Origin of the sequence: Cryptosporangium minutisporangium (assembly GCF_039536245.1) — a bacterium.
Taxonomy (GTDB): Bacteria; Actinomycetota; Actinomycetes; order Mycobacteriales; family Cryptosporangiaceae; genus Cryptosporangium; species Cryptosporangium minutisporangium.
Map to the genome: position 1 here is coordinate 247967 of NZ_BAAAYN010000006.1, position 23482 is coordinate 271448.

Consider the following 23482-nt stretch of genomic DNA (forward strand, 5'->3'; position numbering starts at 1 on the left):
CTCCGCTCCGCTCCTCGGTCGCTAGGGCTCCCTACGATGCTCACTTCGGAGGACGCCTCATGACCGCGACGCTCCAGAACGACTTCGTCGCGACGTTGCGGGCGCACTCGCAGCGCTACCACGACCAGCACCCGTTCCACGTCCGGATGAACGCGGGGGAGTGCAGCCGTCGGCAGCTCCAGGGCTGGATCGCCAACCGCTTCTACTACCAGGAGAACATTCCCCGTAAGGACGCGGCGATCCTCGCCAACTGCCCGGACGTCGAGGTCCGCCGCCGCTGGATCCGCCGCATCCTCGACCACGACGGCCGGACGGACGGCGAGGGCGGCATCGAGGCGTGGTTGCGCCTCGGCGAAGCCGCCGGTCTGACCCGCGAGGAGATCGTCGACCACCGGCACCTGGTCCCCGGGGTGCGGTTCGCGGTCGACGCCTACGTGAACTTCGCCAGGACCCGTCCCTGGGTGGAGGCCGTCGCGTCGTCGCTCACCGAGCTGTTCGCCCCGGACCTGATGGCGGAGCGGCTGGTCGCGTTCGAGCGGTGGTACGCCTGGATCGAGCCGGGGGGCCTCGCCTACTTCCGGGCCCGCCTCGAACAAGCGCCGCGCGACTGCGAGCACGCCCTCGAGGTCGTCACCGAGTACTGCCGATCCGCGGAGGACCGGTCCCGCGCGGTGGACGCGCTGTCGTTCAAGTGCGACGTCCTCTGGAGCCTGATGGACGCCATCGACAACGCGTATCCGGAGTGATCCGATGGAGCCCGAGACCCGGCCCCGGTTGGCGCGCCATGCCCGGTTGACGTTCGACCGGACCCGGCAGCGGCCCGTCCTGCTGCTCCCGGAGACGGTGGTGGTGCTCAACGGCAGCGGCGCGGCCATCCTCGAGCGCTGCGACGGGACGCACACGGTGGCCGAGATCGTCGCCGATCTGGGCGGGCGGTACCACGCCGTCCCCGACGCCGACGTGCAGCGATTCCTGAGTGGGCTGGTCGCCCGCCGCTGCGTGGAGCTGGACCGTGACTAGCGCGTTCGGGTTACTCGCCGAGCTCACCTATCGCTGCCCGCTGTCCTGCGCGTACTGCTCCAACCCGCTGAACTTGGCGGACTACACCGACGAGCTCAACACCGACGAGTGGCGGCGGGTGTTCACCGAGGCTCGTGACCTGGGGGTGCTGCAGTGCCACCTGTCCGGAGGGGAGCCGCTGCTGCGGCGTGACCTGGTCGAGATCGTGGCGGCCGCCTCCGAACTCGGCCTCTACACCAACCTCGTGACCAGTGCGGTCGGGCTCTCCCGACCCAAGGCCGAGCAGCTGCGGGCCGCGGGCCTGGACCACGTGCAGGTCAGTGTCCAGTCCGACGAGCCGCTGCTGGCCGACCGGATCGCCGGGATCCCCTCGTTCCGGCGCAAAGTCGAGGCGATGGGCGTGGTCAAGGAACTGGGCTGGCCACTCACCGTGAACGTCGTGCTGCACCGGCAGAACATCGACCGCGTCGCCGAGGTGCTGGAGCTGGCCGAGCAGGTGGGCGCCGACCGGCTGGAGCTGGCCAACACCCAGTACTACGGCTGGGCCTGGCGGAACCGGAGCGCGCTGCTGCCGAGCCGGGCCCAGCTCGCGGCCGCCGAGGTCGTCGTCCGCGCCGCCCGCGAACGGCTGGCCGACCGCATGGACGTCATCTACGTCGTCCCCGACTACTACAGCCGGTATCCGAAGCCCTGCATGGGCGGCTGGGCCGCCCGGCAGCTGACCGTGACACCCAACGGCGACGTCCTGCCGTGCCCGGCCGCCCAGTCCCTGCCGCTGCCGCGGGCCAGCGTCCGCACCGACTCACTGGACTGGATCTGGGCGGACGCTCCGGTGATGACCGCGTTCCGGGGCACGGACTGGATGCCGGATCCCTGCCGCAGCTGCGAGCGGCGGGAGCAGGACTTCGGCGGGTGCCGCTGCCAAGCCTTCCAGCTCACCGGTGACGCCGGGCGCACCGACCCGGTCTGCCACCTCTCGCCGGACCACGCCCTGGTGACCGACGTCGTGGCGGCGGCGAACACTGGGACGACGGACCTGCCGCTGGTTCCTCGCCCGCACCGGGGCCGCTGATGACGTCGGTACTCCTCTTCGTGGCCGGCGCGGCCCTGCTGATCTACTGCGCCGAGAAGCTGATCGTCTACGTCGTCGGTGCGGCCGCGGGCCTCCGCATTTCGGTGTTCCTGCTGGCGATCGTCTTCACCGGCATCGAGTTCGACGACGTGGCGCTCGGCGTCGCGCTGAACGTCGAGGACCTCGGTGGGGTGGCGCTCGGCACCGTGTTCGGAACGGCGATCTCGATGACCGGGATCGTGCTCGCGCTCGCCGCGATCATCAGCCCGACCAGGGTGAACATCCCCGGCAGCTACCTCGCGCTCTTCGCGGTCTCCCCGCTGGTGCTCGTCCCGTTCGTGCTGACCGCGCCGCTCACCGCGGGCGACGGCGTGGTGCTGCTGCTGCTGTTCGCGGCGTTCCTCGGTTACGTCGCCGCCACCGAACTCCGCAGTACGACGCCGGTGTTCCGGAACGCCGAGATCCTGGAGCGGGTCGGGGCGGGCGGGGACGCGCCCGCCGTCGTCGGTCCGCAGCGGCCGGCCGACGAGCCCCCGTTCCCGGTGACCGTGCCGTTCACCGACGGCAAGCCGCTCCCGAACTGGGCCGGGTTGGGGCTCGCGGTGGTAGCTCTCGCCGGCCTCGTCGTCGCCGCCGCGCTCACGAGCGAGGGGATCCAGGGCATCCTCGACGACTACGCGATCCAGGGCACCCTGTTCGGCGCGACGATCGCCACCCTCGTGCTCTCGCTGGAGGACATCTTCCTGACCGTGGAACCCCACCGCCGGGGAGCGCCGGAGATTGGGATCGGGAACGTCATCGGCAGCGTGGTCTTCGGCGTCACCGCGAAGCTCGGCATCATCCTGCTCACCGGCGGAAGCATCGTCGTCGACGACGACGTCCTGTCCTGGCATCTCCCGGCCCTGACCGTCGTGACCGCTCTGTCCGCATACTTCGTCTTCACCGGTCGGCTGCGTCGCTGGCATGGCTTTCTGCTGTTGGCGCTGTACATCACCTACTGGATCGTCAGCTTCGCGGTGTTCGGCGCGGCCCCGATCGAGTCGGACTGATCAGCTGCCCAATATCGGGACGGACGTAGCTCAGGGTAGTCAGCCCTCAACTCAGTGATTACCATCCGGCTCGATATTGATTCGCCTCCACACGAATGGCTTGGTCGATGTTCGAGGAGCCGACGGCACGGGGGAACCAAGGGCTGACGGCTACCGTCCGGCGTGCCCGGGGCTCGTTCACGGCCGGGGAGATCGCTGTTCTCGCTGAAGTCACCAGGCACCTGCTGGGCGCGTTGGACGTGGACGCCGTGGTGCACCGTGGCCTCAGCGCGTGCGTTCCCCGGATCGCCCGGTGGGCGCAGTTGCTCGTGCCGGGCCGGTACGGCTACTGCTGCACGACGGCCGGCCCGCGCGGGGACCGGATCTCGACCCTCGAGGTCCCGCACCCGGCGGTGGGCGGCTCGCTGTCGGGCCACGCCCGGGTACTCGCCACTGGCCTGGCCGAAGTCGTCGCTCTCGATCCCGTCGCGCCCTGGATAGCGGGGGAGCAGACGCGCCGCAGCCTGCACGCACTCGGTGCGGCGGAGCTCCTCGTCCTGCCGCTGGTCGCTCGCGGGGTCCCGTTCGGCACCTTGACCCTGGCCGACCTCGACGCCGACCTCGCCGGCGACGACCAGGCGTTCGTCGGCGAGCTCGCCGGCCGGATGGCGGTCGCGATCGACGGCGCGCGGATACACGCCGAACAGACCAGACTCGCCGACGCCTTCGCGGCCAGGCAAGGCGCGAGCTGGCCGGCGGAGACGGCGGGTCTGGTGCTCGCGCCACGGCTGCGCCGCGGAACCCGGCCGAGTGAGGACGGCGGCGACTTCCTCGACGTCGTCGGCGTCCCCGGGGACTGGGTGCTGGTCCTCGGCGACGTCGTCCCGTGCCGGGTCCCGGCGCCGTTGCTGAGCATGCAGGCGCGCGACTTCCTCCGCGGTGCGTCCCGGTTCGAACGGCGCCCGGCCGAGCTGCTGCGGGCGCTCAACGCCGAGCTCGCCGAGCGGACGCGGCCCGGGGACGACGTGCGACTGCTCTCCGCGCTCTGCGTCCGGGCCCGGCGGGCGTCGGCCGACGCGCTGATCGTCAGCGTCTCCTCCGCCGGGCACCCACGCCCGCTGGTGATCCGCCGCGGCGGCCGCGTCGAGGAGGTGGCGGTCCAAGGCCTTCTCTGCGGTGCCTCGACGTCCACGACCTACGCCGAGACGCAGTTGGTGCTCGACCGCGACGACCTGTTGCTCCTCGTCAGCGACGGCGTGCCCGACGCCAAGGGCTACCCGGGACGCTTCGGCGTCGATCGGCTGGCTCGGCTCGCCGGTACCTACCGGGAATCCGCTCCCGCCGCGCTCGCCGAGGCCGTCGATCTCGCCGTCGCCGAGTTCACCGCCACCCGACCCGGCGCGCCCGTCGACGACTTCGCCGTCGTCGTACTCGGATTGGAATCCTGATGCCGAGTGCTATCACCGACAGCACCCGGGCGGCATACCTCGCCGCCCTCGACGACACCGACCAGGACGCCGCGTTGGCCGTCGTCCGGGGTCTGCTCGCGGCCGGGGCGGATCCGGTTGACGTGCTCGTCGACCTGGTGAGCGCCGCCCAGGCCATCGTGGGCGTGCGCTGGCAGCAGGCGGTGTGCACCGTTGCCGAAGAGCATGCCGCCACCACGATCGGGGAAGCCGCGGTCGCCGCGGTCGGCGCCACGATCCCCGAGCCCGCGCGACCGGCCGGGCGCGCGCTCGTCGCGTGCCCGGAGCGCGAGTGGCACGCGCTGCCCGCCCGCATCGTGGCCGAGTCGCTCCGTTACCACGGCTGGACCACGCTCTTCCTCGGTGCCTCGACGCCGGCCCAGCACCTGGCCGACTACCTTCGCCGCCACCGGATCACGCTCGTCGCGCTGAGCTGCTCCGTGCCGGTGGCGCTCCCGGCCGCCCGGCGGATCGTCGAGGCCGCCACCGAGGCGCGCGTGCCCGTCCTCGCCGGTGGCCGCGCGTTCGGTTCCGACCCGGCGCGAGCCACCGCCCTCGGCGCAGCCGCCTGGGCCGCTTCGCCGCAGGCCCTCCCCGGCGTCCTCGGCACCCTGCCGCCGGCTCCGGACACGCCGCCGGCCCTGACCCACGATCGCCGGGCCGAGCTGGCGGAGCTGCATCTGCGCGCCCCCGAGTTCGCCGCCGCCACCGCCCGCGCCTGGGACGGGACCCTCGACACCCGCCGTCTGGAGGCCGACGGCACGCTGGACTCCCAGTACCTGGCCGAACACGCGGTGCACTCCCTCACCGCCGCGATCCTCACCGACGACCCGGCGATGATCAGCGAGTGCCGCACCTGGCTCACGCTTCTGCTGGCCGCCCACGGCCAACCACCCGGGGCCGCGGGCGCGTTGCTGGAGGTGCTCCGGCGCACGGTCGAAGCCCATCTGGTGATCGCACCACGCCTGCTCGAAGCCGCTGCGGACCGCCCGTAGCGCGTCTCGTTCGCGGGGCCCGTGACGGATCGGGTCGCTGCATGGCCGACAATGGGTCGTGACCGAGAGTTTCACCGTGGACCACGGCCCCCTCAACCGCACCTACAAGCTGCGCCGCGGCCGCATCACGCCCGGCCAGCGGAGCGCTTTGGGGACGCTGGCCGACCGGTTCGCGCTTCCCGCCGGGGACGCGCCGCTCGACCTGGCGGAGCTGTTCGGCCAGAATGCGCCCGTCGTGCTGGAGATCGGCTTCGGGATGGGCGACGCCACGCTGGCGATGGCCGAGGCCGACCCGTCCACCTGCCTGATCGCCGCCGACGTGCACATCCCTGGCGTCGGGGCGCTGCTGCGCGGCCTGCACCGGCGGACGCTCGAGAACGTCCGGGTGCTCAACGGCGACGGTGCCGAGCTGCTGAAGCGGCGCATCCCGTCCGCGAGCCTCGCCGGGGTGCGCCTCTACTTCCCCGACCCCTGGCCCAAGGCGCGGCATCACAAGCGCCGTCTGGTCGACGCCGCGTTCGCCGCGCTGGTCGCCGACCGGCTGGCTCCGGGTGGGCGGCTGCACTGTGCCACCGACTGGGAGCCCTACGCCCGGCAGATGGTCGCGGTGCTCTCCGCCGAGCCCGGTCTGGAGCTCGAGTTCGGCGGTCCGGTGGAGCGCCCGGAGTGGCGGCCGGTGACCAAGTACGAGACCCGTGGCCGGGCGAGGGGGCACGTCGTCGCGGACATTTTCGCGCGCCGGAAGCCGGGGTCGGTCAGCGGCCGATAGCGCCATCAGGTTTCCGCTTCGGCCCCCTGGACGGGCACGGACCCCAGGAGTATCTTCTGCGCACCGAGCAATTGCTTGGTTGGCGGTCGCGGCTCACGCGAGCGCGTCCGGGAACTCGACGAGGAGGACCGGCGATGACTGCTCCACGCTCCGAATCCCCGCAGGTAGGCCGACGGTCGCTGCTGAAGGGCGCCGCGGCGCTCGTCGGCGCCGGCCTACTGAGCGAGGCGTTCACCCTCCCCGTCGGGGCCGCGACGATCGCGGCCCCGCCGAGCTTCCCGGCGGGGATCGAGCTCTACCAGCAGGCGTACGAGAACTGGTCCGGCGAGATCGAGCTCGCCGACGTCTGGACCTGCGCGCCCGCGAGCCCGGCGGACATCCTGACGGTCGTGAACTGGGCGCGGGCCCACAATTTCCGCGTCCGCCCGAAGGGCATGAGCCACGGCTGGGCACCCACCTTGCTCCCGGCCGGCGCGGACGTCAGCGCGGTGATCCTCGTCGATCTGACGAAGCACCTCCGCGCGATCACCGTCGGCAGTGGCCGCGTCACCGTCCAGGCGGGCGCAACCGTCGACCAGCTGACCGTCGCGCTGGAGAACGCCGGCTACGGGCTGACCGCGCTGACCGCGCCGGGCAACCTCACGATCGGCGGCGTCCTCGCGATCGACGCGCACGGGTCCGGGGTGCCGGCGAACGGCGAGACCCGGATCCCCGGAACCAGCTACGGGACGCTGAGCAACCTCGTGCTGTCCCTCACGGTCGTCGCCTGGGACGCCGGGGCGGGCGCGTACGTGCTGAAGACCTACACCCGGTCCCAGCCGCAGATCGCCGCGTTCCTCGTCCACCTCGGCCGCGCGTTCGTGGTGAGCGCGACGCTCCAGGTCGGCGCGAACACGCGGCTGCGCTGCCAGAGCTTCTACGACATCCCGACCGCGACGTTGTTCGGCGCGCCGGGCACCAGCGGCCGGACCATCGAGAGTTACCTGCGCTCCAGCGGTCGGATCGAGGCCATCTGGTTCCCGTTCACCGACCGGCCGTGGCTGAAGGTCTGGACGGTCGCCCGGTCCAAGCCGCTGCTCTCCCGCACCGTCAACGCGCCCTACGCGTACACGTTCGCCAACTTCCTCTCCGAGGAGCAGAGCGACTTCCTCTCCCAGGTCGTCGCGGGCAATACCAGCGGGACGCCTGCGTTCCAGAACTTCCAGATCTCGGTGGTCGGCTCCGGGCTGATCGTCACCGGCACCTGGGACATCTGGGGCTGGTCGAAGAACCTCCTGCTCTACGTCCAGCCGACGACGTTGCGGATCGTCGAGGCGGGCTACGCCGTCCTGACCTCGCGGGCGAACGTCCAGCGGGTGATCCACGAGTTCTACGTCCGGTACCAGGCCCGGATCACCGCCTACCAGGCGCAGGGCAAGTTCCCGATGAACGGGCCGGTGGAGATCCGGGTCACCGGCGTCGACGATCCGGCCGAGGCCGGTGGCGGGGTCAGTCCGCAGCTCTCGGCCGCCCGGCCCCGGCCGGACCACCCGGAGTGGAACACGGTGGTCTGGCTCGACATGGGCACGATCCCCGGCACGCCGGACAGCAACGCGTTCTACGCCGAGATGGAGGAGTGGATCGTCGCGAACTACAGCGGCAGCTACGCCACCGTGCGGCCGGAGTGGTCGAAGGCCTGGGCGGTCACGCCCCGGGGCGCCTGGACCGACACCGCCGCTCTCACCGGACGCATCCCGGCCTCGCTGCGGGCGGGCCAGCCAGCCGGCGACAACTGGGACACTGCACGGGCGACGCTCAACGCCGCGGACCCCCACCGCGTCTTCAGTAATACGTTCCTGGACGTGCTTCTGCCATAGGGGCCGACCCGGCAGTGGGGAATACGAGTCACCCCACTGCCGGCTCCTATGATCGCCGTCCACACGGACCCTCACCGAGAGCGAGCGATCATGGAGCCGATCAACGCCTGGGAACCGACCGCCGCCGGAGTCCTCCGCCTGCCGTCGGGACGGCTGGTGCGCGGCCGCGGCCTGCGGCGTCCGCTGCCGCCCGGATCGCCGCCGACCTTTGGGGTGTACCTGCTGGGACGTGCAGCGCCGCCGGTCGACTGGGAGAGCCGGTGGCTGCGCTGGCCCGACTTCTGGCTTCCCAGCGACCGGGAACAGGCAGCCCGCACGCTGCGGGAGGTCTGGGAGCGCACCCCCGGCGAGCGTGTCGAGGTGGCCTGCGGAGGCGGCCGCGGCCGCACCGGCACCGCTCTGGCCGGCCTCGCGGTGCTCGACGGGGTGCCGCCGGCCGATGCGGTCGCGTTCGTCCGGCGGCACTACGACAAGCACGCCGTCGAGACACCCTGGCAGCGGCGGTACGTCGAGCGCTTCGCGGTCTCCACCGTAGGGTGAGCTGGATCACACCCGAGGGGAGAACCGCGGCCGGGGCCTCGGTCGCCTAACCCGATGTGAGACGAAGCCTGGACACGCTCGACGAGGGCGAGCTGCTGCGCCGTACCGGGCGCGGTGACCGGCGCGCCTTCGACGAGCTGTATCGGCGGACCGCGCCGTGGCTCCTCGTGCGGTTGCGGCGCCGCTGCTCCGACGAGGACCTGGTGGCCGAGGTCCTCCAGGACACCTACTTGGCGGTGTGGCGCTCGGCCGGGAGTCAGCGCCACGCCGCGGCCTCTGGCAGCGCGGTCGGATGGCTCTGGACGATCGCCGCGCACCGGCTGATCGACGCGTTCCGCCGCCGGGAGCGCCAGACGCGGCTCCCCACGGTGGCGACCGTCGAGACCGTGGAGCCGGCCGCCGAGGACCGCGCGCTCGCCGGCGATCTGGACGCCGACCTCGAGCAGGCGCTGCTCGCGCTGCCGGACGAGCTGCGCCAGGTGCTGCGCGCGCTGGTCCTGGACGGGCTCACCGTGCGGGAGACTTCACTGCTGCTGGGCATGCCCGAAGGCACCGTCAAGACCCGCGCGCGGCGGGCCCGGATCGCGCTGCGGGAGGCGCTGTCATGACCACCCACCCGAATTCTGCGCTGATCGCGCGGTACGCCACCGGCGGCGACGCCCTGGACGAGGCCACCGTCTGGGCGCTGGAAGCACACCTCGAGTCGTGTCCGGGGTGCCGGGAGGCGCTCGGGGGTGCGGTCGGCGCCGACACCCGCACCCTGCTCGACCGGATCGCCGGGGAGATCGCGGACGGAATCACCTCCGGCCCGGTACCGGTGCGCCGGCGCCGGGTTTTTGTCCGGCGCACCGGCGTCACCGCTCGGGTTCTGCCGTGGCTCGCAACGGCGGCCGCGTTGATGCTCGCCGCGGTGGCGTTGGAACGGGCGTTCACCAGCCTGCCGTCGCTGGTGCTGCTCCTCGCACCGGTCACCCCGCTGCTGCCGGTGGCCGCCGCGTGGAGCCGGCGCTCCGATCCGGCGTGGGAACTGCTCGCCGCCTCGCCCCGGGCCGGGCTGGGGCTGCTGCTGCGTCGCACGCTCACCGTGCTCGCCGCGGTCCTTCCGGTGCTGGCGGTCGCGGGGTGGTGGACCGGGCACGCCCCGGCGCTGTGGCTGCTGCCGTGCGTGGCCTTCACCGCGGGCAGCCTCGCCCTGGGCGGCGTCACCGGAGTGGATCGGGCCGCCCTGGCCCTGGCCGGGCTGTGGTCGGTCGCGGTCGTGGCCCCGAGCCTGATCGCCGCCCGGCTGCCCGCGGTGCTGGAAACCGACAGCTGGCCGGTCTGGACCGTGCTCACCGCGGCGCTGCTGCTCGTGGTCGGCGTCCGCTCCGACGGTTACCGCCGCCTCGGCCGGAACTGACACCTCCGGCCGCTCGTCGGCCGACGAACCCGAACCCCGAACGACGAACGGAGAATCCGCATGCGCGCCTTCAGCGCGGCCGAGACCGCACCGACCACGTATCCGTGGGTGGTGCAGGCCGAAGGACTGCGGGTCCGGACCGGACGGCACCTCGCCGTCGACGGACTCGACCTCACGCTCGACCGCGGCGTGCACGGCCTGCTCGGGCCCAACGGTGCCGGGAAAACCACGCTGATGCGCGCGCTGGCCACCGTGCTCCCGCCGGCCGGCGGGACGCTGACGCTGCTCGGCCGGGACGCGAATGCCCGCGGCGCGCTGCGCGAGGTGCGTCGCTCCCTGGGCTACCTCCCGCAGCACTTCGGCTACTACCCGCGGTTCACCGTGCGCGAGTTCGTCGAGTACATGGCGTGGCTCAAGGAGATGCCGAAGCGCGACGTCGCCGCGGCCGTCCAGCGGGCCATCGACCGGGTCGGTCTCACCGACCGCGCCGACACCCGCCTCAAGACACTCTCCGGCGGAATGCTGCGGCGCGCGGGCATCGCGCAGGCCATCGTCAACGATCCGCAGATCCTGCTCCTCGACGAACCCACCGTCGGGCTCGACCCCGAGCAGCGCCTGGACTTCCGGGTCCTGCTGCGGGAGCTCGGCGCGGACAGCTGCGTGCTCGTCTCGACCCACCTGGTCGAGGACGTCGCGGTGGCCTGCAGCGACGTCGTGCTCCTCGATCGCGGACGGCTGGTCTGGCAGGGCACCCCGGCGCAGCTGGCCGACCAGGGCTCGGCCGCCGACGCCGGCGACAGCGCCACCGAGCGCGGCTACGCGGCGCTGCTGCGCGTCCACCGCGGGCAGGTGCCGGCGTGACCGGCCGGATCCTGCGTCTCGAACTGCGCCGCTCGGCGGCGGTGGGGATCGGCGCGCTGTCGCTGCTGGTCGGCGGTGGGCTGCTGCTCTCGTTCCCGGAGGGGTTCGCCGGGCGATGGATGCAGCTGGCCGTCTTCGCCCGGTCGCTGCTGCTGGTGACCTGGCCGTTGGCGCTGGCCGGTGGCGCCTGGCTCGGCCGCCGGGAGGCCCGCAGCCGGGTGGGGGAGCTGTTCGCCAGCACACCCCGGCCGCGCGCACAGCGGATCCTGCCGACCGCCGCGGCGCTGGCGATCACGGTCGTCGTCGCCTACCTGCTGGTGTTCGTGAGCGGAATCCCCTGGGTCGTGCCGACCGCCGCGTACTTCCCGGCCGGCACGCTGCTGGTCGCCGGGGTCGGCGCCGTCGCGATGGTCACCGCCGCCTGGCTCGGCCTGGCCGCGGGACGGGCCCTGCCGTGGCTCGTCACCGCACCGGCGCTCGCCGTGGTCGGCGTGGCCGTCGCCGGGCTGCTGCCGGACTGGCTGTCGGTCGACGCGGAGATCAACGGAGGAGAGGCCCCGAAGGCGCTACTGCTGTCCCCGGTCTACTCGGGCGGAGCCGACGACTTCGAGGTTCTGCTGCCGCGGGTCAGTCTGATCCAGACGCTGTGGCTCGTGGCGGTGGCGGTCACCGGGCTGCTGCTGTTCGCGGCCGTCCGACGCCGGAGCCTGGTGCTCGCGACGCTGCCTGCGGTGCTCGCCGCCGCCGTCGCGCTGCCGCTGCTGCCCAGCGGCGGCTACCCCGCTGCCGCCAAAGTCGACCCGGACGCCGTCGCGCTGGTCTGCGACGACGACGGCCCGCAGGTCTGCGTCACCCGGGTGCACGCCGCGACGCTTCCCGACATCGTCGGCCCGGGCCGGCAGGTGCTCGGGCTGCTCGCCGCGAAGCTGCCCGATGCCCCCACCCGCGCCGTCGAGAGCTGGCGCGGGCCGCAGGAGCCGGCGGTGCGCCACTCCCGCGACACGATCCTGTTCTACCCACCGTCGATCACCAGTGCCGGCCGGGCCGAGCCGGACGACTACCTCCGCACGTACCTGGCCGAAGCGGCGTGGCGGCAGGAGTGCACCGAGCGATCTGGCCCGGTCGAGCCCGATCTCGGCCGCGCCGTGGCCGCGGCCTGGCTGACCGGCCAGCCACCCGCGTCTCAGGACTGGTGGTCCGACGACGACCGCACCCGCGCGAACGCGCTATACCGCACCCTCACCGCGTTGCCACCGGCCGAGCAGCGACGGCGGATGAGCGCCGCCCGGGAGGCGGCTCTGGACTGCCGGGACGACGCGCTGCTGCCGATCCTCTCGGGTGCCCGATGAGGTGGCTCCGTCTCTACCTGCGCTCCCGGCGGGTGCCGCTCGCGCTGGCCGTCGCCGTGACGACCGTCGCGCTCGTCGGGGTTCTCACCGCACGGTTCTCCGACGCCCGGCTGATCGACGTCCGCCCGCTGAGCCTCACGGTGGTGCTCGCGGTGTCGGCGTTCGCCGCAACGCTCGGCGCTGCCGACGAGGCGCTGGAGCGCACCGCGTCGGTGCGCTGGCCGCTGCGGCGGCTGGGGCACCTGGCGCTCGTGGGTGCGCTCGTCGTCGGATTGGTGCTGCTGCTCCCGGTCGAGGCGGGGGTGGTCGTGCGCAACACCGCCGGGCTGCTCGGCCTCACGGCGCTCGGGGCCGCGGTGTTCGGCGCGGCCCGGTCGTGGATCGCGCCGTTGATCTGGACGCTGGTCGCGGCGACGCCGTTCGTCCAGGTGGGGCCGGGGACCGGGTCGCAGCTCGTCGCCTGGCTGGTGCAGCCGCCCGGCGCCGGGATCGCGACCGTCTGCGCGGGTGTGCTGGCGGTGAGCGGAGCACTCGCGTACGCGCTGCGCGGCTGTCCTCCGCGCCCGACCGCCGAGCCGGGGAGCTGAGTTCCGCCCCCGGCGCAGCGGTGTGTTGACCAGCGCGGCGACCTCACTGCGGCGCAGGCCGGGTACCCGGCGTCGTCCGGCCGCGGGGAAGCCGACCTGTTCCGGGGTGATCTCGCGCGGCGCGACGACAGGAACTCCCGCACCTCGACTCGGTTGTCCACGACATCGACGGTACGGCGCGTCCCGTGCATCTGGGATGTACTGGTAGTACACCGATCAGCAGTGCCTTCCGCGCGCCGCGACGCCCGGATGTACTGGGTGCACGCTTCCGAGCAGCCCGGCCGAGCGGGCAGGCGCCACCCGCGCGGTCACCCTCGCCGGGCAGGTCGCCGCCCCGCCGGCACCTCGATCAAGGAGATCAGTTATGCGTGGTGTAGTCCTGTACGCCCCCGGCCGCGTCGGAGTGGAGAACCGGGACGATCCGCGGATCGAGCAGCCCACGGACGCCGTGATCCGTTTGTCGGCGACGTGCGTCTGCGGCTCGGATCTGTGGCCGTACCGCGGCATCGAAAAGGTCCAGGGCCCGGCCCCGATGGGACACGAGTACGTCGGCGTCGTCGAGGAGGTCGGGAGTGCGGTGACCAGCGTGCGGCCCGGCCAGTTCGTGGTCGGCTCGTTCTTCGCCTCGGACAACACGTGCGAGATCTGCCGATCGGGCTACCAGAGCTCGTGCGTGCACCGGGAGCCGATGGGTGCGCTCGGAGCGCAGGCGGAGTACCTGCGGGTTCCGCTCGCCGACGGCACGCTGGTCGCCACCCCCGACGTTCCGCCCGCCGACCTGGTGCCCAGTTACCTCGCCGCGTCCGACGTACTGGGGACCGGCTGGTTCGCCGCGGTCGCCGCCGAAGCCGGTCCGGGCAGGACCGTCGCGGTGGTCGGGGACGGCGCGGTCGGGCTGCTCGGCGTGCTCGCCGCCCGGCAGTTGGGCGCCGAGCGGATCATCGCGATGAGCAGGCACGAGTCCCGGCAGAAGCTGGCGCTGGACTTCGGCGCCACCGACATCGTCACCGAACGCGGTGACGAGGGCGTCGCCCGGATCAAGGAACTCACCGGCGGCCTCGGTGCCCACTCGGTGATCGAGGCGGTCGGCACGCAGGAGTCGATGATGCAGGCGATCGGCTCCACCCGCCCGGGTGGACACGTCGGCTTCGTCGGCGTGACCCACGACGTCGCGCTGCCCGGCATGCCGCTGTTCTTCTCCCACGTCCACCTGCACGGTGGCCCCGCCCCGGTCCGGCGCTTCCTGCCCGAGCTGCTCGCGCTGATCGGCGACCGCACGATCGACCCGGGCCGGGTCTTCGACCTCGAGCTGCCGCTGGACGAGGCCGCCGAGGGCTACCGCGCGATGGACGAGCGCCGCGCGATCAAGACGCTGCTGCGCCCGTAGCGTCGGCCTCACCGACCCGGCCTTTGCGGAGGCCGGGTCGCTCCGATGCGGTCCGGAGCGGCCGTGCTATCGGGCTCCGCGAACCTGGAAGATGGCGAGCGCGGCGACCGCGGTCAGGACGGCGGCGATCGCCCAGACCCCGCGATAGCCGCCCGTGAGCGCCACGATCTGTCCGGCCAGCACCGGGCCCAGGGCCTGGCCGAGGTTGGAGCCGAGCCCGGCGATGCCCAGGTCACGCCCGGCGCTCTCCTTGTCCGGCAGTACGTCGATGAAGAGTGCCTGGTCGACCGGAAGGTAGATCCCGAACGCGACGCCCGCGACGACGCTCTGCAGGAACAGCGCGGGCAGGGCGGGCCAGAGCAGCGGAATCAGCATCGAGGCCGCCATCAGCGCGGAAGACGCGATGACCAGCGGCTTGCGGCGGCCGATTCGGTCGGAGATCCGTCCGGCGAGCAGCAGCGCCACGATCGTGCCCGGCACCGAGACCAGGATCAGTAACGGCGCCAGCCGGGTGGCCTGGGTGACGCTGAGCGCCGGGGTGATGTAGCTCTGCATCATGAACAGGCCGAACGCGGTGGACGCGGCGTAGCCGAAGGCGAGCAGGATCCGGGCCAGCCACACCCAGCGGAAGTCGTGGTCCCGTAGCGGCACGAGGAACCCGCGGAGGAACGGTCCCCAGCGGTGGGCCGGCACGACGAGGTCGGTGGACGGACGATCGCGCAGCAGCAGGACGAACCCGGCCACGCCGACGAGGACCAGCGCGGCGTAGAGGTAGAGGACGTCCAGGCCGACGGAGGAGAGCAACACTCCCGCGCCGACCCCGCCGGCGAGGCCACCGGCGAAGTTGCCGAGTCCACCGATTCCCGAGGCGGTGCCCACTTTCGACTCCGGCACGCGATCGGCGACCGTCGCCTGCAACGGCCCGGCGACGCAGTTGAGGACGGCTTGAGCGCAGGCCCAGAGCAGGGCCAGCACCGCGATCGTGGGGGCGAACCGCACCGCGACGAGGAAGCCGGAGCCGACGACTGCGCCGAACACCATCCACGGGGCGCGGCGGCCGTAGCGACTGCGGGTGCGGTCGGAGAGCACCCCGACGACCGGCTGGACGATCATCGTCGCGACCATCGCGATCGAGGTGACCAGCGCCAGTGACTGGGCCCGGGCGGCATCGAAGCCGGCCAGCAGGTCGAGCAGTCGCTGCTGCTCGGCGGTGGCCACCGCGGTGCCCGCGTCGATCGCCGCCTTCAAGTCGTTCAGCGCGGTCAGGTCGACGTCCGAGTCGGCCCCGGTGAACCAGTGGCCGAATTCGATCATCTGCACCTGATTGGGCAGGACGACGCCGAGTACGCCGCCCCAGACCGCGGTGGTCGCGGCGAACGCGAGCGTGTACCAGACCAGGTAGCGGCGGAACGGCGGGCCGCCCAGGTAGGTCATGGAGGTACCGGGAGCGGTGGGTTCCGCGACGTCGGCCGCTGTTGCTCCGCCGGGTACTGCCTGATCACTGGTCACGGGGTCCCCTCGCGGCGGCCGAGCCTGCACTGGCTCACTGAAAACCGAGTAAAGGACTGTTTCGGCGAAGCTGTCAAGGGCGAGGCCGAGTTCTCTAGCCATCGCTGCGGCTCATTGCTATGGTTCGCTCGGGATTCGCGCCGGAGGTAACCATGAACACTGCCCCGTCCCGCAAACGAGGCTCGTACCAGCGGGGCCGTGAACGCCGCGAGCAGATCGCGCTCGCCGTCGTCGACCTGGTCGATGAAGTCGGCCACGACGGCGTCACCACGGCCCAGGTGGCCGCACGCTGCGGCTTCGCCGAGACGAGCGTGCTGTACCACTACCCGACGAAGGACCACCTGCTCGTCGCGGCGCTCGAGCGCATCGACGACTTCGAGGCAGAGCTGGTGCGCCTCGACGAGCAGCAGATGCTCGACCTGGATGCGCTCCGGGCGGTCGCCGACCCCATCCAGTCGTCGGGGGACCACCGGCTGCGGCTGTTCGTCATGCTCAAGGGGCAGGCGGCCACCCCCGGCCACCCGGCCGCCGAGTACTTCGCGCAGCGCACGGAGCGCCAGGTCACGATCTTCGGTCGCCTGATCGCGGGCCGTCAACAGGCGGGTCTGGCTCACCCCGGTCTGGACCCGCGGGCGACGGCACGGCAGGTCGTGGCCCTGTGGGAGGGCCTCACGTTCATGCGACTGGTCGATTCGGACTTCGACATCGGCCGGGCCCTGATCGACGGGGTGCGCCGTCTGACCGGTGAGAACTGGATGCGCGCACTCGCCGCGCTGAACGACCCGACCACCGGAATCTAAGGATCGCGATGACTTTCGAGCAGCCGTACGTCGACGTCGACGAGTGGCGCGAGACGCCGCACCCGCACCGCTACGTGCACGGGGGCTTCACCGGCACCGACACCCGCTTCTCGATCTACATCCCGCCCGCCGAGCACTACCAGGGCCGCTTCTTCCAGCACATCACCCCGGTGCCGGAGAGCGAGCATCTCGCCCAGAGCTCCACCGGCCAGGAGGACAAGATCGGGTTCGCGTTCCGCGCCGGCGCGTACTTCCTGGAGACCAACGGGGGCGGCAAGTCCGGTGGGCCCGGCAGCGGCGTCGACGCCACGATCGCCGGATACCGTGCGAACGCCGCCTGCGCCGAGCACTCCAAGGCCGTCGCCCGGCAGATCTACGGCGAGCACCGCGTCTACGGCTACGCCTACGGCGGCAGCGGCGGGGCGTACCGGACGATCGGCGGTGCCGAGAACACCACCGGCGTCTGGGACGGCTTCGTTCCGTACGTGCCGGGCAGCCCGATGGCCGCGCCCAACGTGTTCGCGGTGCGCATGCACGCACAGCGCGTACTGCGCGACACACTGGACCGGATCGCCGACGCCTTCGACGCGGGCGGTGACGAGAACCCCGACGGCGACCTCACGGCGGCGGAGCGGGAGGCGTTCGCCGAGGTCACGAAGATGGGTTTCCCGGTCCGGTCCTGGTTCGGGCACCGCACGATGGGCTCACACGCGTTCGGCGCGATCTACCCGGGCATCGTCGCGGTGGACCCCGGGTACTTCGAGGACTTCTGGACGACTCCCGGGTACCTCGGCGCCGACCCGGACTCGTCGGTCCATCGTGATCGGATCCGCTTCACCGGCGTGGTCGCCGCGACCGTGACCCGCGCCGAGGGCGTCGACCTGGGCCCGTACGACAAGGCCATCGACGCGCCGCAGGGAGGGGTGGACGAGGCGTTCAAGGGCGCGGCGGCCGCCCGCACGGTGGTGGCCGTCCGCCTCGCCGACACCCCGGAGGCCGTGACGCAGGGCGCCGAGCTGATCGTCCGCTCCGGCGCCGCCGTAGGCGCACGGCTGCGCCTGAAGGGCCTGCACGGGAACCTCGCGGTGATCGACCTGCCCGATCTCGACGGCTCGCTGGCCGAACTCGTGCCCGGCGACACCGTCGAGATCGACAACAGCAACTTCCTCGCGGCGCAGACCTACCACCGCCACCAGGTTCCGGACCCGGAATTCACGGTGTGGGACCAGTTCCGCGCCGCCGACGGCACGCCGCTGCACCCGCAGCGCCCGTTCCTGCTCGCTCCGCTGTTCGCCGCCGGCGCCGCGGGCACCGTGCAGAGCGGAAAGATCACCGGCAAGATGATCCTCGTCGCCGGCCTGCTCGACCGGGAGGCGTTCCCCTGGCAGGCCGTCTGGTACCGGGACAAGGTCGCCGAGCACGCGCCCGGCGATGTACGGCTCTGGTTCGTCGACCATGCCCTGCACGCCGACGCCGAAGTGCAGGAACACCCGACGCGCTCGGTGAGCTACCTCGGGGTGCTGCACGAGGCGCTGCGCAGCCTCGCCGCCTGGGTCGAGAACGGAACCCCGCCCGCCGCGGACACCGGCTACACGGTCACCGACGGCCAGGTCACCGTCCCCGAGACGGCCGCCGAGCGCGGCGGAGTCCAGCCGGTCGTCACTCTCACCGCCGACGGGGCCCGGCGTGCGGAGATCACGGCGGGGGACGAGGTGCTGGTGCGGGTGGTCGCCGAGGCGCCGCTGGGTGCACCGCCGATCGTGCGGGTGCAGTGGGATCTCGACGGTGACGGGGTGTACGAGATCGACGACGTCGTCGAGCCCGCTGCCCGGGTGGTGCTGGAGCGTCGGCACGTCTACACCGACGCCGGAACCCGGTTCGCCACCGTGCGCGTCAGTGCGCAGCGGAACGGCGACCCGCACAGCCCGCTCGGCCGGATCGACAATCTCGCCCGCGCTCGGGTCGTCGCCGGACCGAACTGAAGATCGATTCGTCCACCTGCCGGTCCGACGCATTCCACGACCGCGGTTGGGTAACACCTCGGCCGAGCCGTGCCCGCACCACGTGGGCGCTACCGCTGGAAGGGGACCGGCATGAAACTGGGCCGCCGCGCCGATGACGAATCCACAGAGAAGGTTGACGTCGATCGGGCCGAAAGCACCCGCACGGGTTCCGACGCGCCCAACGACCTGTCCACGGTTCCCCCCGACGCGGGTCCGGACAATCCCGCGGGGCTGAAGCCCAAGGGCATTTTCGCGGCGCTCAGACGTACGTTCAAGGAGTTCTCCAGCGACAACATCTCCGACTGGGCCGCGGCGCTGACCTACTACGGTGTGCTGTCGATCTTCCCGGGGCTTCTCGTCATCGTCTCCCTGCTGGGCATGCTCAGCAGCGACGGGCAGAAGGAGGTGCGGGACGCGGTCAACGAGATCGCCCCGAACGAGCAGCTCCAGGGCCTGGTCAACACCGTTCTCACCCAGGTCAAGGATCCCGGCACCGCGGGCATCGCCGCGATCGTCGGTATCATCCTCGCGTTCTGGTCGGCCTCCGGGTACGTGGCGGCGTTCATGCGGGCGTCGAACGCCGTTTACGACGTGCCGGAAGGCCGTCCGATCTGGAAGACGTTGCCGGTCCGGGTCGGCGTCACCGCAGTCGTCGGGATCATGCTCATCCTCTCGGCCGCGATCGTCGTCTTCACCGGTGGCCTCGCCGAGGTGGTCGGCGAGAAGATCGGCCTCGACTCCGCCGTCGTCACCGCCTGGAGCATCGCGAAGTGGCCGGTGCTGGTCGTCCTGGTCAGCCTGATGTTCGCGATCCTCTACTGGGCGTCTCCGAACGCCAAGACCGGTGGCTTCCGGTGGGTGAGCCCCGGCGGTCTGTTCGCGGTTCTGCTGTGGATCCTGGCGTCGGCGGCGTTCGCGATCTACCTGGCGAACTTCGCGAGCTACAACAAGACCTACGGCTCCCTCGCCGGGGTGATCGCGTTCCTCGTCTGGATGTGGATCACGAACATCGCGATCCTGCTCGGCGCGGAGCTCGACTCCGAGCTCCAGCGCGGCCGGGCCGTGGCCGCCGGCCACGACCCGACGGACGAACCGTTCCTGGAGCTGCGGGACGACCGCAAGATCAAAAAAGGCACCGAACGAGGGTTGAGTAGCGAGTAGCGGGCGCCGTCGTACGAGCCGCGGCTCGGGGTGGGAAGCTACCGGCTCTCGCCCCGAGCCGCGGTCGTCTTCCGGGTGTAGTGGCGGCGGGCTTTCGCGCGGTTGCCGCAGGCTTCCATCGAGCACCAGCGGCGCGCGTTGCGCGCGGTGGCGTCGACGAAGTGCAGGACGCACTCCGGGTTGGCGCACTTGCGGACCCGTCCGCCCTGCTCGTCGACCAGTTCGAGGTAGGCGTGGAGTGCCGTCCACGCCGGCAACCAGGCCGGATCCTGCACGACCGCTTCGCGGACCGGCCCGTTCGGGCCGAGCCGCAGCCGGAGGTGGCCGGCGGCGAGCAGGTCGTTGACCGCCCCGGCGGACGCTCCCTCGCCGGGCGCGGCGATGTGCGCGGCGATCGCGTCGCGGGCTCGCTTCAGCCGGTCGATCACCGCGCGGGCGTCGCCGGGGGTACTCGGGAGACCCCACGACGTCAACCACCCCGCGGCCTCGACCGGGTCGTCGAGCAGATCGTGACGGTGGCCGGCGGCGATCCACCGGGTGTTGAGCAGGTCGATCGGCAAGGGCTCACCGAGCAGCGGACGTTGCACGGTTCCAGTGTCCCTCTGCCGGTCGGCGACCGCCGCGCGGCCGGGCCGTCAGGTCGTCGCGGCCACACCGACCGGCGGGTTGAATCGGCTGTACTCCGGGCGGCTCCAGCGCAGCGGGCTCGCGGCCGGCCGCTCGACGACGGCCTCGACCGTGAAGTCCACGAGCCGGCTGGCCCCGGGTACGGTCGCGGCGCGCTCGGCGTCCCAGTCGACCCGGGCGACGCCGGAGAGGTGCAGCAGCGTGCCGGTGGACCAGTTCGGAACGAGCAGGCCGGCGCGCGGATCGACCTGCAGGTTGCCGAACGTCAGGTACATGCTGTTACCGGCGTAATCCGGCCACCGCAGGTGGTTGCCGTCGAGGACCTCCACGAAGCCCGGCGCCCCGCCGCGGTGGCTGGCGTCGGTGTCGCCCCCGGGGTGGCGGGTCGCGACGAAGAACGTGTCCGCCCGGCGGACCGCCGCGATCTGCGCGTCGTCCAGGCTCCGGCCGCGGCGGGCCGGGCCCGGTGGCTCGGCGTCCGCGCGCCGGTAGCCACGGGCCTGGATGTACTTCGGACAATTCGAGACCACCTGGTCCAGCGAGAGCCGCAGCCCGCCGTCGAGCGGGGTAGAGGTGCCGTTGAGCCGGACCCGGCGCCGAGACGCCGGCTCAATCGCGATGCTGCCGACGACCGCCGGGCGGCGCAGCACGGCGGCGAGCGGGTCGTCCGCGCCCGGCGACGCATGCACGTCGAGCGTCTGCTCGTCGACGGCGCGCAGGAACCTCGGGTGGCCGGTGAGCATGCTCGCCCACACCGCACCGGCGTCGTCCGTGCCGCCGACGACGAGCAACGGTTGCTCGGCGAGGAACGCCGCGGCGACCGGCGGCAGCAGCGCCCGCACGGCTCGACCGCTGCGGTCGGCTCGCTCGACCTCGCCCGCCAGTTGCTGGGCGACCAGTTCCCCCTCGTGGTAGGGCGACCCGGCGGAACGTCGCGAGCCCGCGTCGTGGGGGGCCGTCGACATCAGAAGAAGCCGCAGGTCGGGGCGTCCTCGGTGGGCGCGGGCGCGTTCTCGGCGCCGGTGGGCGCGAACACCTCCAGCCGGGTGCCGTCGGGGTCGAGGAAGAAGATCCCGCCGCTGCGCGCGCCTTCGCCGTGCGCGACGACGCCGTCGTGCACGAACTCGGCGCCACAGGCGCGGACCCGGGCTTCCGCCGTCGCGACCGCGGCTGCGTCGGCGACCTGGAACGACAGGTGGTGCAGGCCCGGCCGCCGGGGGTCGAACCGGCCGTCGCTCTGCTGCCAGAGCGTGAGCACGAGTGCGCCGTCGACGCCGAGGAACGCGTACTCGCGCCCGGGGTCGGTCGACGTGCCCAGGACGTCGAGTCCCAGGACGTCGGCGTAGAAGTTCCGGGACCTGACGAGGTCGGTGACGTTCAGTCCGACGTGGCCGGTGGTGAGGCCGGTCAGCGGTGCGGTCCGCTCGGGTGCGGGGGGTGCCGAAGACATGGGATCCTCAATCTCTAACCAGTTAGATGGCTTCAACAGGTTAGGAAATGAGGGCGCGCGCGTCAAGGGAGGGGTCGTGCCAGTGGGAACCTGCTACTGGTTCTCGGCGAGCGCGCGGATGCGCTCGAGGGACTGCTCGAGGTTCTGCTGCAGATCCGTGCGGCGGTCGCGGACGCGCAGCATCAGGCGCTCGTACCAGAGCACGGCTCGGGGAAGCGGCATGCGCATCCGGAACGTCTCGGTGAGCTGCGTCGTGTCCGGCTCCGGGCCGGGGTCGGTGCGGTAGGTCCACTCGGTGAACTCGCGCCACCCGAGCCTGACGACGAACGAGAACTCGCGGTCCGGCTCACGGTTCACCACGGTCGCCACCGTGGACCAGCGGGCCAGCGCGCGGCGGTTCCAGCCCTTGAAGCGATGCTCGTCCAGCCACTCGCAGCGGACGCACTCGGGGCTCCACTCCGGGATTCGGGTGACGTCCGTGACGAGCGCGTACACCTCCTCGGGTGCGCGCCGGACGACGGTCGACGCGGTGATCGTCTCGCCGTCCTGCAGGGGGAGCGGCGCCGAAGTCGACATGGGTCCCTCTCCGTCCTCGTGAGCGGTGACCCGACCCTACGGGTGGCCGGTGCTCGGCGGAGGCGATCAGTTGCTCGTGGCCTCGCGCCCGGGGAGTAGCTCGAGGAAGCGCGCCAGCACCGGTGACGTGTCGTCCGCGCGCCACATGGCGGCCGACACGACGGTGCGATCGGCGTCCGCCAGCGGTACGTAGGCGAGCCCGTCCGAGCGCAGCAGCCGGGTGGACTCCTGGACCAGCGCGATCCCGAGCCCGGCCGCCACCAGCGTGAGCTGCGTCCCGAGTTCCCCGGTGTAGCGCACCGCACCGGGCGCGTAGCCGCCCCGCCCGCACATCGCGACGAGGTCGTCGTGCCAGTACTCGCACACCGTGCGCTCGAGGAGGACGAGCGTGCGCTCCCCGAGCGCGGCGAGCGCCACGTCGGATCCGGACGCCAGCGCGTCCCCGGCGGGCGTGGCGACGACGAACGGCTCGGTCGAGAGCGTTCGCATGCGCAGCTCCGTCGGGCCGCAGTCGACGGCGCCGAGCGTGCTGAGGAACGCGACGTCGACGACGTCGTCACGCAGTGGCTGGCCGAGCACGCCCATCGGTAGTTCGCGCAGGGACAGTTCGACGTCCGGCGCCTCGCGCTCGAACGCGGCCAGCGCGGTGAGGAACGGCTGCGAGGAGGCGGTCGGGTGGTATCCGACGCGGAGCCGGCCCACGTGCCCCCGCCGGGCGCGTTCGGCGATCACCTCGGTCGCCCGCGCCTGCTCCAGCGTCCGCCGGGCCTCCACGAGGAACAGCTCCCCGACCGGGCTCAGCGCGGTCCGGCGTCGCTCCCGGACGAGCAGGTCGACGCCGAGGGCGGCCTCCAGGCGCAGGATCTGCTGCGACAGCGCGGGCTGGGCGATACGGAGGCGAGCGGCGGCCCGCCCGAAGTGCAGCTCGTCGGCGACGGCGACGAACGCTTCCAGGTGGCGCAGGTCGAACTTCATGCATTCAACTTATCAACCTGTCGAAGATCAGTCTTTGACGTTACGAACTTCG

24 protein-coding genes are annotated in these 23482 nt (G+C 72.3%); 18 read left to right on the forward strand and 6 right to left on the reverse strand.

Annotation, left to right across the window (positions count from 1 at the left end; genetic code table 11):
- Positions 1-59 precede the first annotated feature (59 nt).
- From pqqC to ABEB28_RS06010, 15 genes are all read left to right on the forward strand, one after another.
- Positions 60-746 carry a pyrroloquinoline-quinone synthase PqqC gene (pqqC, locus tag ABEB28_RS05940; protein ID WP_345726952.1) on the forward strand — a complete coding sequence of 229 codons (687 nt, stop codon included), beginning with the start codon at positions 60-62 and terminating at the stop codon, positions 744-746.
- A gap of 4 nt (positions 747-750) precedes the next feature.
- Positions 751-1020, forward strand: coding sequence for a pyrroloquinoline quinone biosynthesis peptide chaperone PqqD (gene pqqD / locus ABEB28_RS05945; protein ID WP_345726953.1), 270 nt, complete (start codon positions 751-753; stop codon positions 1018-1020).
- Positions 1013-2092, forward strand: a complete 1080-nt coding sequence (gene pqqE / locus ABEB28_RS05950; protein WP_345726954.1) for a pyrroloquinoline quinone biosynthesis protein PqqE — start codon at positions 1013-1015, stop codon at positions 2090-2092. The genes pqqD and pqqE overlap by 8 nt, the downstream gene beginning before the upstream one ends.
- A complete protein-coding gene (locus ABEB28_RS05955) occupies positions 2092-3141 on the forward strand; it encodes a sodium:calcium antiporter (protein WP_345726955.1) in 1050 nt (349 codons plus the stop codon). The genes pqqE and ABEB28_RS05955 overlap by 1 nt, the downstream gene beginning before the upstream one ends.
- A 95-nt stretch (positions 3142-3236) precedes the next feature.
- Positions 3237-4568: a PP2C family protein-serine/threonine phosphatase gene (locus ABEB28_RS05960; protein WP_345726956.1), complete on the forward strand. Its 1332-nt coding sequence runs from the start codon at positions 3237-3239 to the stop codon at positions 4566-4568.
- Positions 4568-5581: a cobalamin B12-binding domain-containing protein gene (locus ABEB28_RS05965; protein ID WP_345726957.1), complete on the forward strand. Its 1014-nt coding sequence runs from the start codon at positions 4568-4570 to the stop codon at positions 5579-5581. Before ABEB28_RS05960 ends, ABEB28_RS05965 begins: the two co-directional genes overlap by 1 nt.
- 76 nt (positions 5582-5657) lie before the next feature.
- Positions 5658-6350 (forward strand): tRNA (guanosine(46)-N7)-methyltransferase TrmB, encoded by a 693-nt coding sequence (gene trmB, locus ABEB28_RS05970; protein ID WP_345726958.1) that lies wholly within the window; start codon positions 5658-5660, stop codon positions 6348-6350.
- A gap of 134 nt (positions 6351-6484) precedes the next feature.
- Complete coding sequence (locus ABEB28_RS05975; protein ID WP_345726959.1) at positions 6485-8206, forward strand: cholesterol oxidase substrate-binding domain-containing protein; 1722 nt, start codon at positions 6485-6487, stop codon at positions 8204-8206.
- Positions 8207-8296: 90 nt separating this feature from the next.
- The gene (locus tag ABEB28_RS05980; RefSeq protein ID WP_345726960.1) at positions 8297-8746 is read left to right on the forward strand and encodes a protein-tyrosine phosphatase family protein; all 450 of its coding nucleotides are present in this window, start codon (positions 8297-8299) and stop codon (positions 8744-8746) included.
- A gap of 56 nt (positions 8747-8802) precedes the next feature.
- Entirely contained in the window at positions 8803-9354 is a 552-nt protein-coding gene (locus ABEB28_RS05985; protein ID WP_345726961.1) for an RNA polymerase sigma factor, read from the forward strand.
- Positions 9351-10145 carry a zf-HC2 domain-containing protein gene (locus ABEB28_RS05990; RefSeq protein ID WP_345726962.1) on the forward strand — a complete coding sequence of 265 codons (795 nt, stop codon included), beginning with the start codon at positions 9351-9353 and terminating at the stop codon, positions 10143-10145. The genes ABEB28_RS05985 and ABEB28_RS05990 overlap by 4 nt, the downstream gene beginning before the upstream one ends.
- Before the next feature lie 60 nt (positions 10146-10205).
- A complete protein-coding gene (locus ABEB28_RS05995) occupies positions 10206-11006 on the forward strand; it encodes an ABC transporter ATP-binding protein (protein ID WP_345726963.1) in 801 nt (266 codons plus the stop codon).
- Entirely contained in the window at positions 11003-12355 is a 1353-nt protein-coding gene (locus ABEB28_RS06000) for a hypothetical protein (protein ID WP_345726964.1), read from the forward strand. Before ABEB28_RS05995 ends, ABEB28_RS06000 begins: the two co-directional genes overlap by 4 nt.
- A complete protein-coding gene (locus tag ABEB28_RS06005; protein ID WP_345726965.1) occupies positions 12352-12942 on the forward strand; it encodes a hypothetical protein in 591 nt (196 codons plus the stop codon). Before ABEB28_RS06000 ends, ABEB28_RS06005 begins: the two co-directional genes overlap by 4 nt.
- A gap of 364 nt (positions 12943-13306) precedes the next feature.
- A complete protein-coding gene (locus ABEB28_RS06010; protein WP_345726966.1) occupies positions 13307-14329 on the forward strand; it encodes a zinc-dependent alcohol dehydrogenase family protein in 1023 nt (340 codons plus the stop codon).
- A gap of 66 nt (positions 14330-14395) precedes the next feature.
- Here the strand turns inward: ABEB28_RS06010 and ABEB28_RS06015 are convergent, their stop codons facing one another.
- Entirely contained in the window at positions 14396-15838 is a 1443-nt protein-coding gene (locus ABEB28_RS06015) for an MFS transporter (protein ID WP_345726967.1), read from the reverse strand.
- Positions 15839-15990: 152 nt separating this feature from the next.
- On the opposite strand from ABEB28_RS06015, the gene ABEB28_RS06020 reads away from it, so the two are divergent.
- From ABEB28_RS06020 to ABEB28_RS06030, 3 genes are all read left to right on the forward strand, one after another.
- Entirely contained in the window at positions 15991-16638 is a 648-nt protein-coding gene (locus ABEB28_RS06020) for a TetR/AcrR family transcriptional regulator (protein ID WP_345726968.1), read from the forward strand.
- Positions 16639-16646: 8 nt separating this feature from the next.
- Positions 16647-18620, forward strand: a complete 1974-nt coding sequence (locus tag ABEB28_RS06025) for a hypothetical protein (RefSeq protein ID WP_345726969.1) — start codon at positions 16647-16649, stop codon at positions 18618-18620.
- A 111-nt stretch (positions 18621-18731) separates the two neighbouring features.
- A complete protein-coding gene (locus tag ABEB28_RS06030; protein ID WP_345726970.1) occupies positions 18732-19802 on the forward strand; it encodes a YihY/virulence factor BrkB family protein in 1071 nt (356 codons plus the stop codon).
- A gap of 38 nt (positions 19803-19840) precedes the next feature.
- Here ABEB28_RS06030 and ABEB28_RS06035 read toward each other — a convergent pair whose 3' ends face one another.
- The 5 genes from ABEB28_RS06035 to ABEB28_RS06055 all read right to left on the reverse strand — a co-directional run bounded on the left by ABEB28_RS06035 (position 19841) and on the right by ABEB28_RS06055 (position 23430).
- On the reverse strand, positions 19841-20389 hold the full coding sequence (locus ABEB28_RS06035; RefSeq protein ID WP_345726971.1) for a CGNR zinc finger domain-containing protein: 549 nt from the start codon (positions 20387-20389) through the stop codon (positions 19841-19843).
- Between the two features lie 48 nt (positions 20390-20437).
- A complete protein-coding gene (locus tag ABEB28_RS06040; protein ID WP_345726972.1) occupies positions 20438-21394 on the reverse strand; it encodes a pyridoxamine 5'-phosphate oxidase family protein in 957 nt (318 codons plus the stop codon).
- Positions 21394-21879, reverse strand: a complete 486-nt coding sequence (locus tag ABEB28_RS06045; RefSeq protein WP_345726973.1) for a VOC family protein — start codon at positions 21877-21879, stop codon at positions 21394-21396. The genes ABEB28_RS06040 and ABEB28_RS06045 overlap by 1 nt, the downstream gene beginning before the upstream one ends.
- Positions 21880-21972: 93 nt before the next feature.
- A complete protein-coding gene (locus ABEB28_RS06050) occupies positions 21973-22455 on the reverse strand; it encodes an SRPBCC family protein (protein WP_345726974.1) in 483 nt (160 codons plus the stop codon).
- Between the two features lie 66 nt (positions 22456-22521).
- The gene (locus ABEB28_RS06055; RefSeq protein ID WP_345726975.1) at positions 22522-23430 is read right to left on the reverse strand and encodes a LysR substrate-binding domain-containing protein; all 909 of its coding nucleotides are present in this window, start codon (positions 23428-23430) and stop codon (positions 22522-22524) included.
- Positions 23431-23482 lie beyond the last annotated feature (52 nt).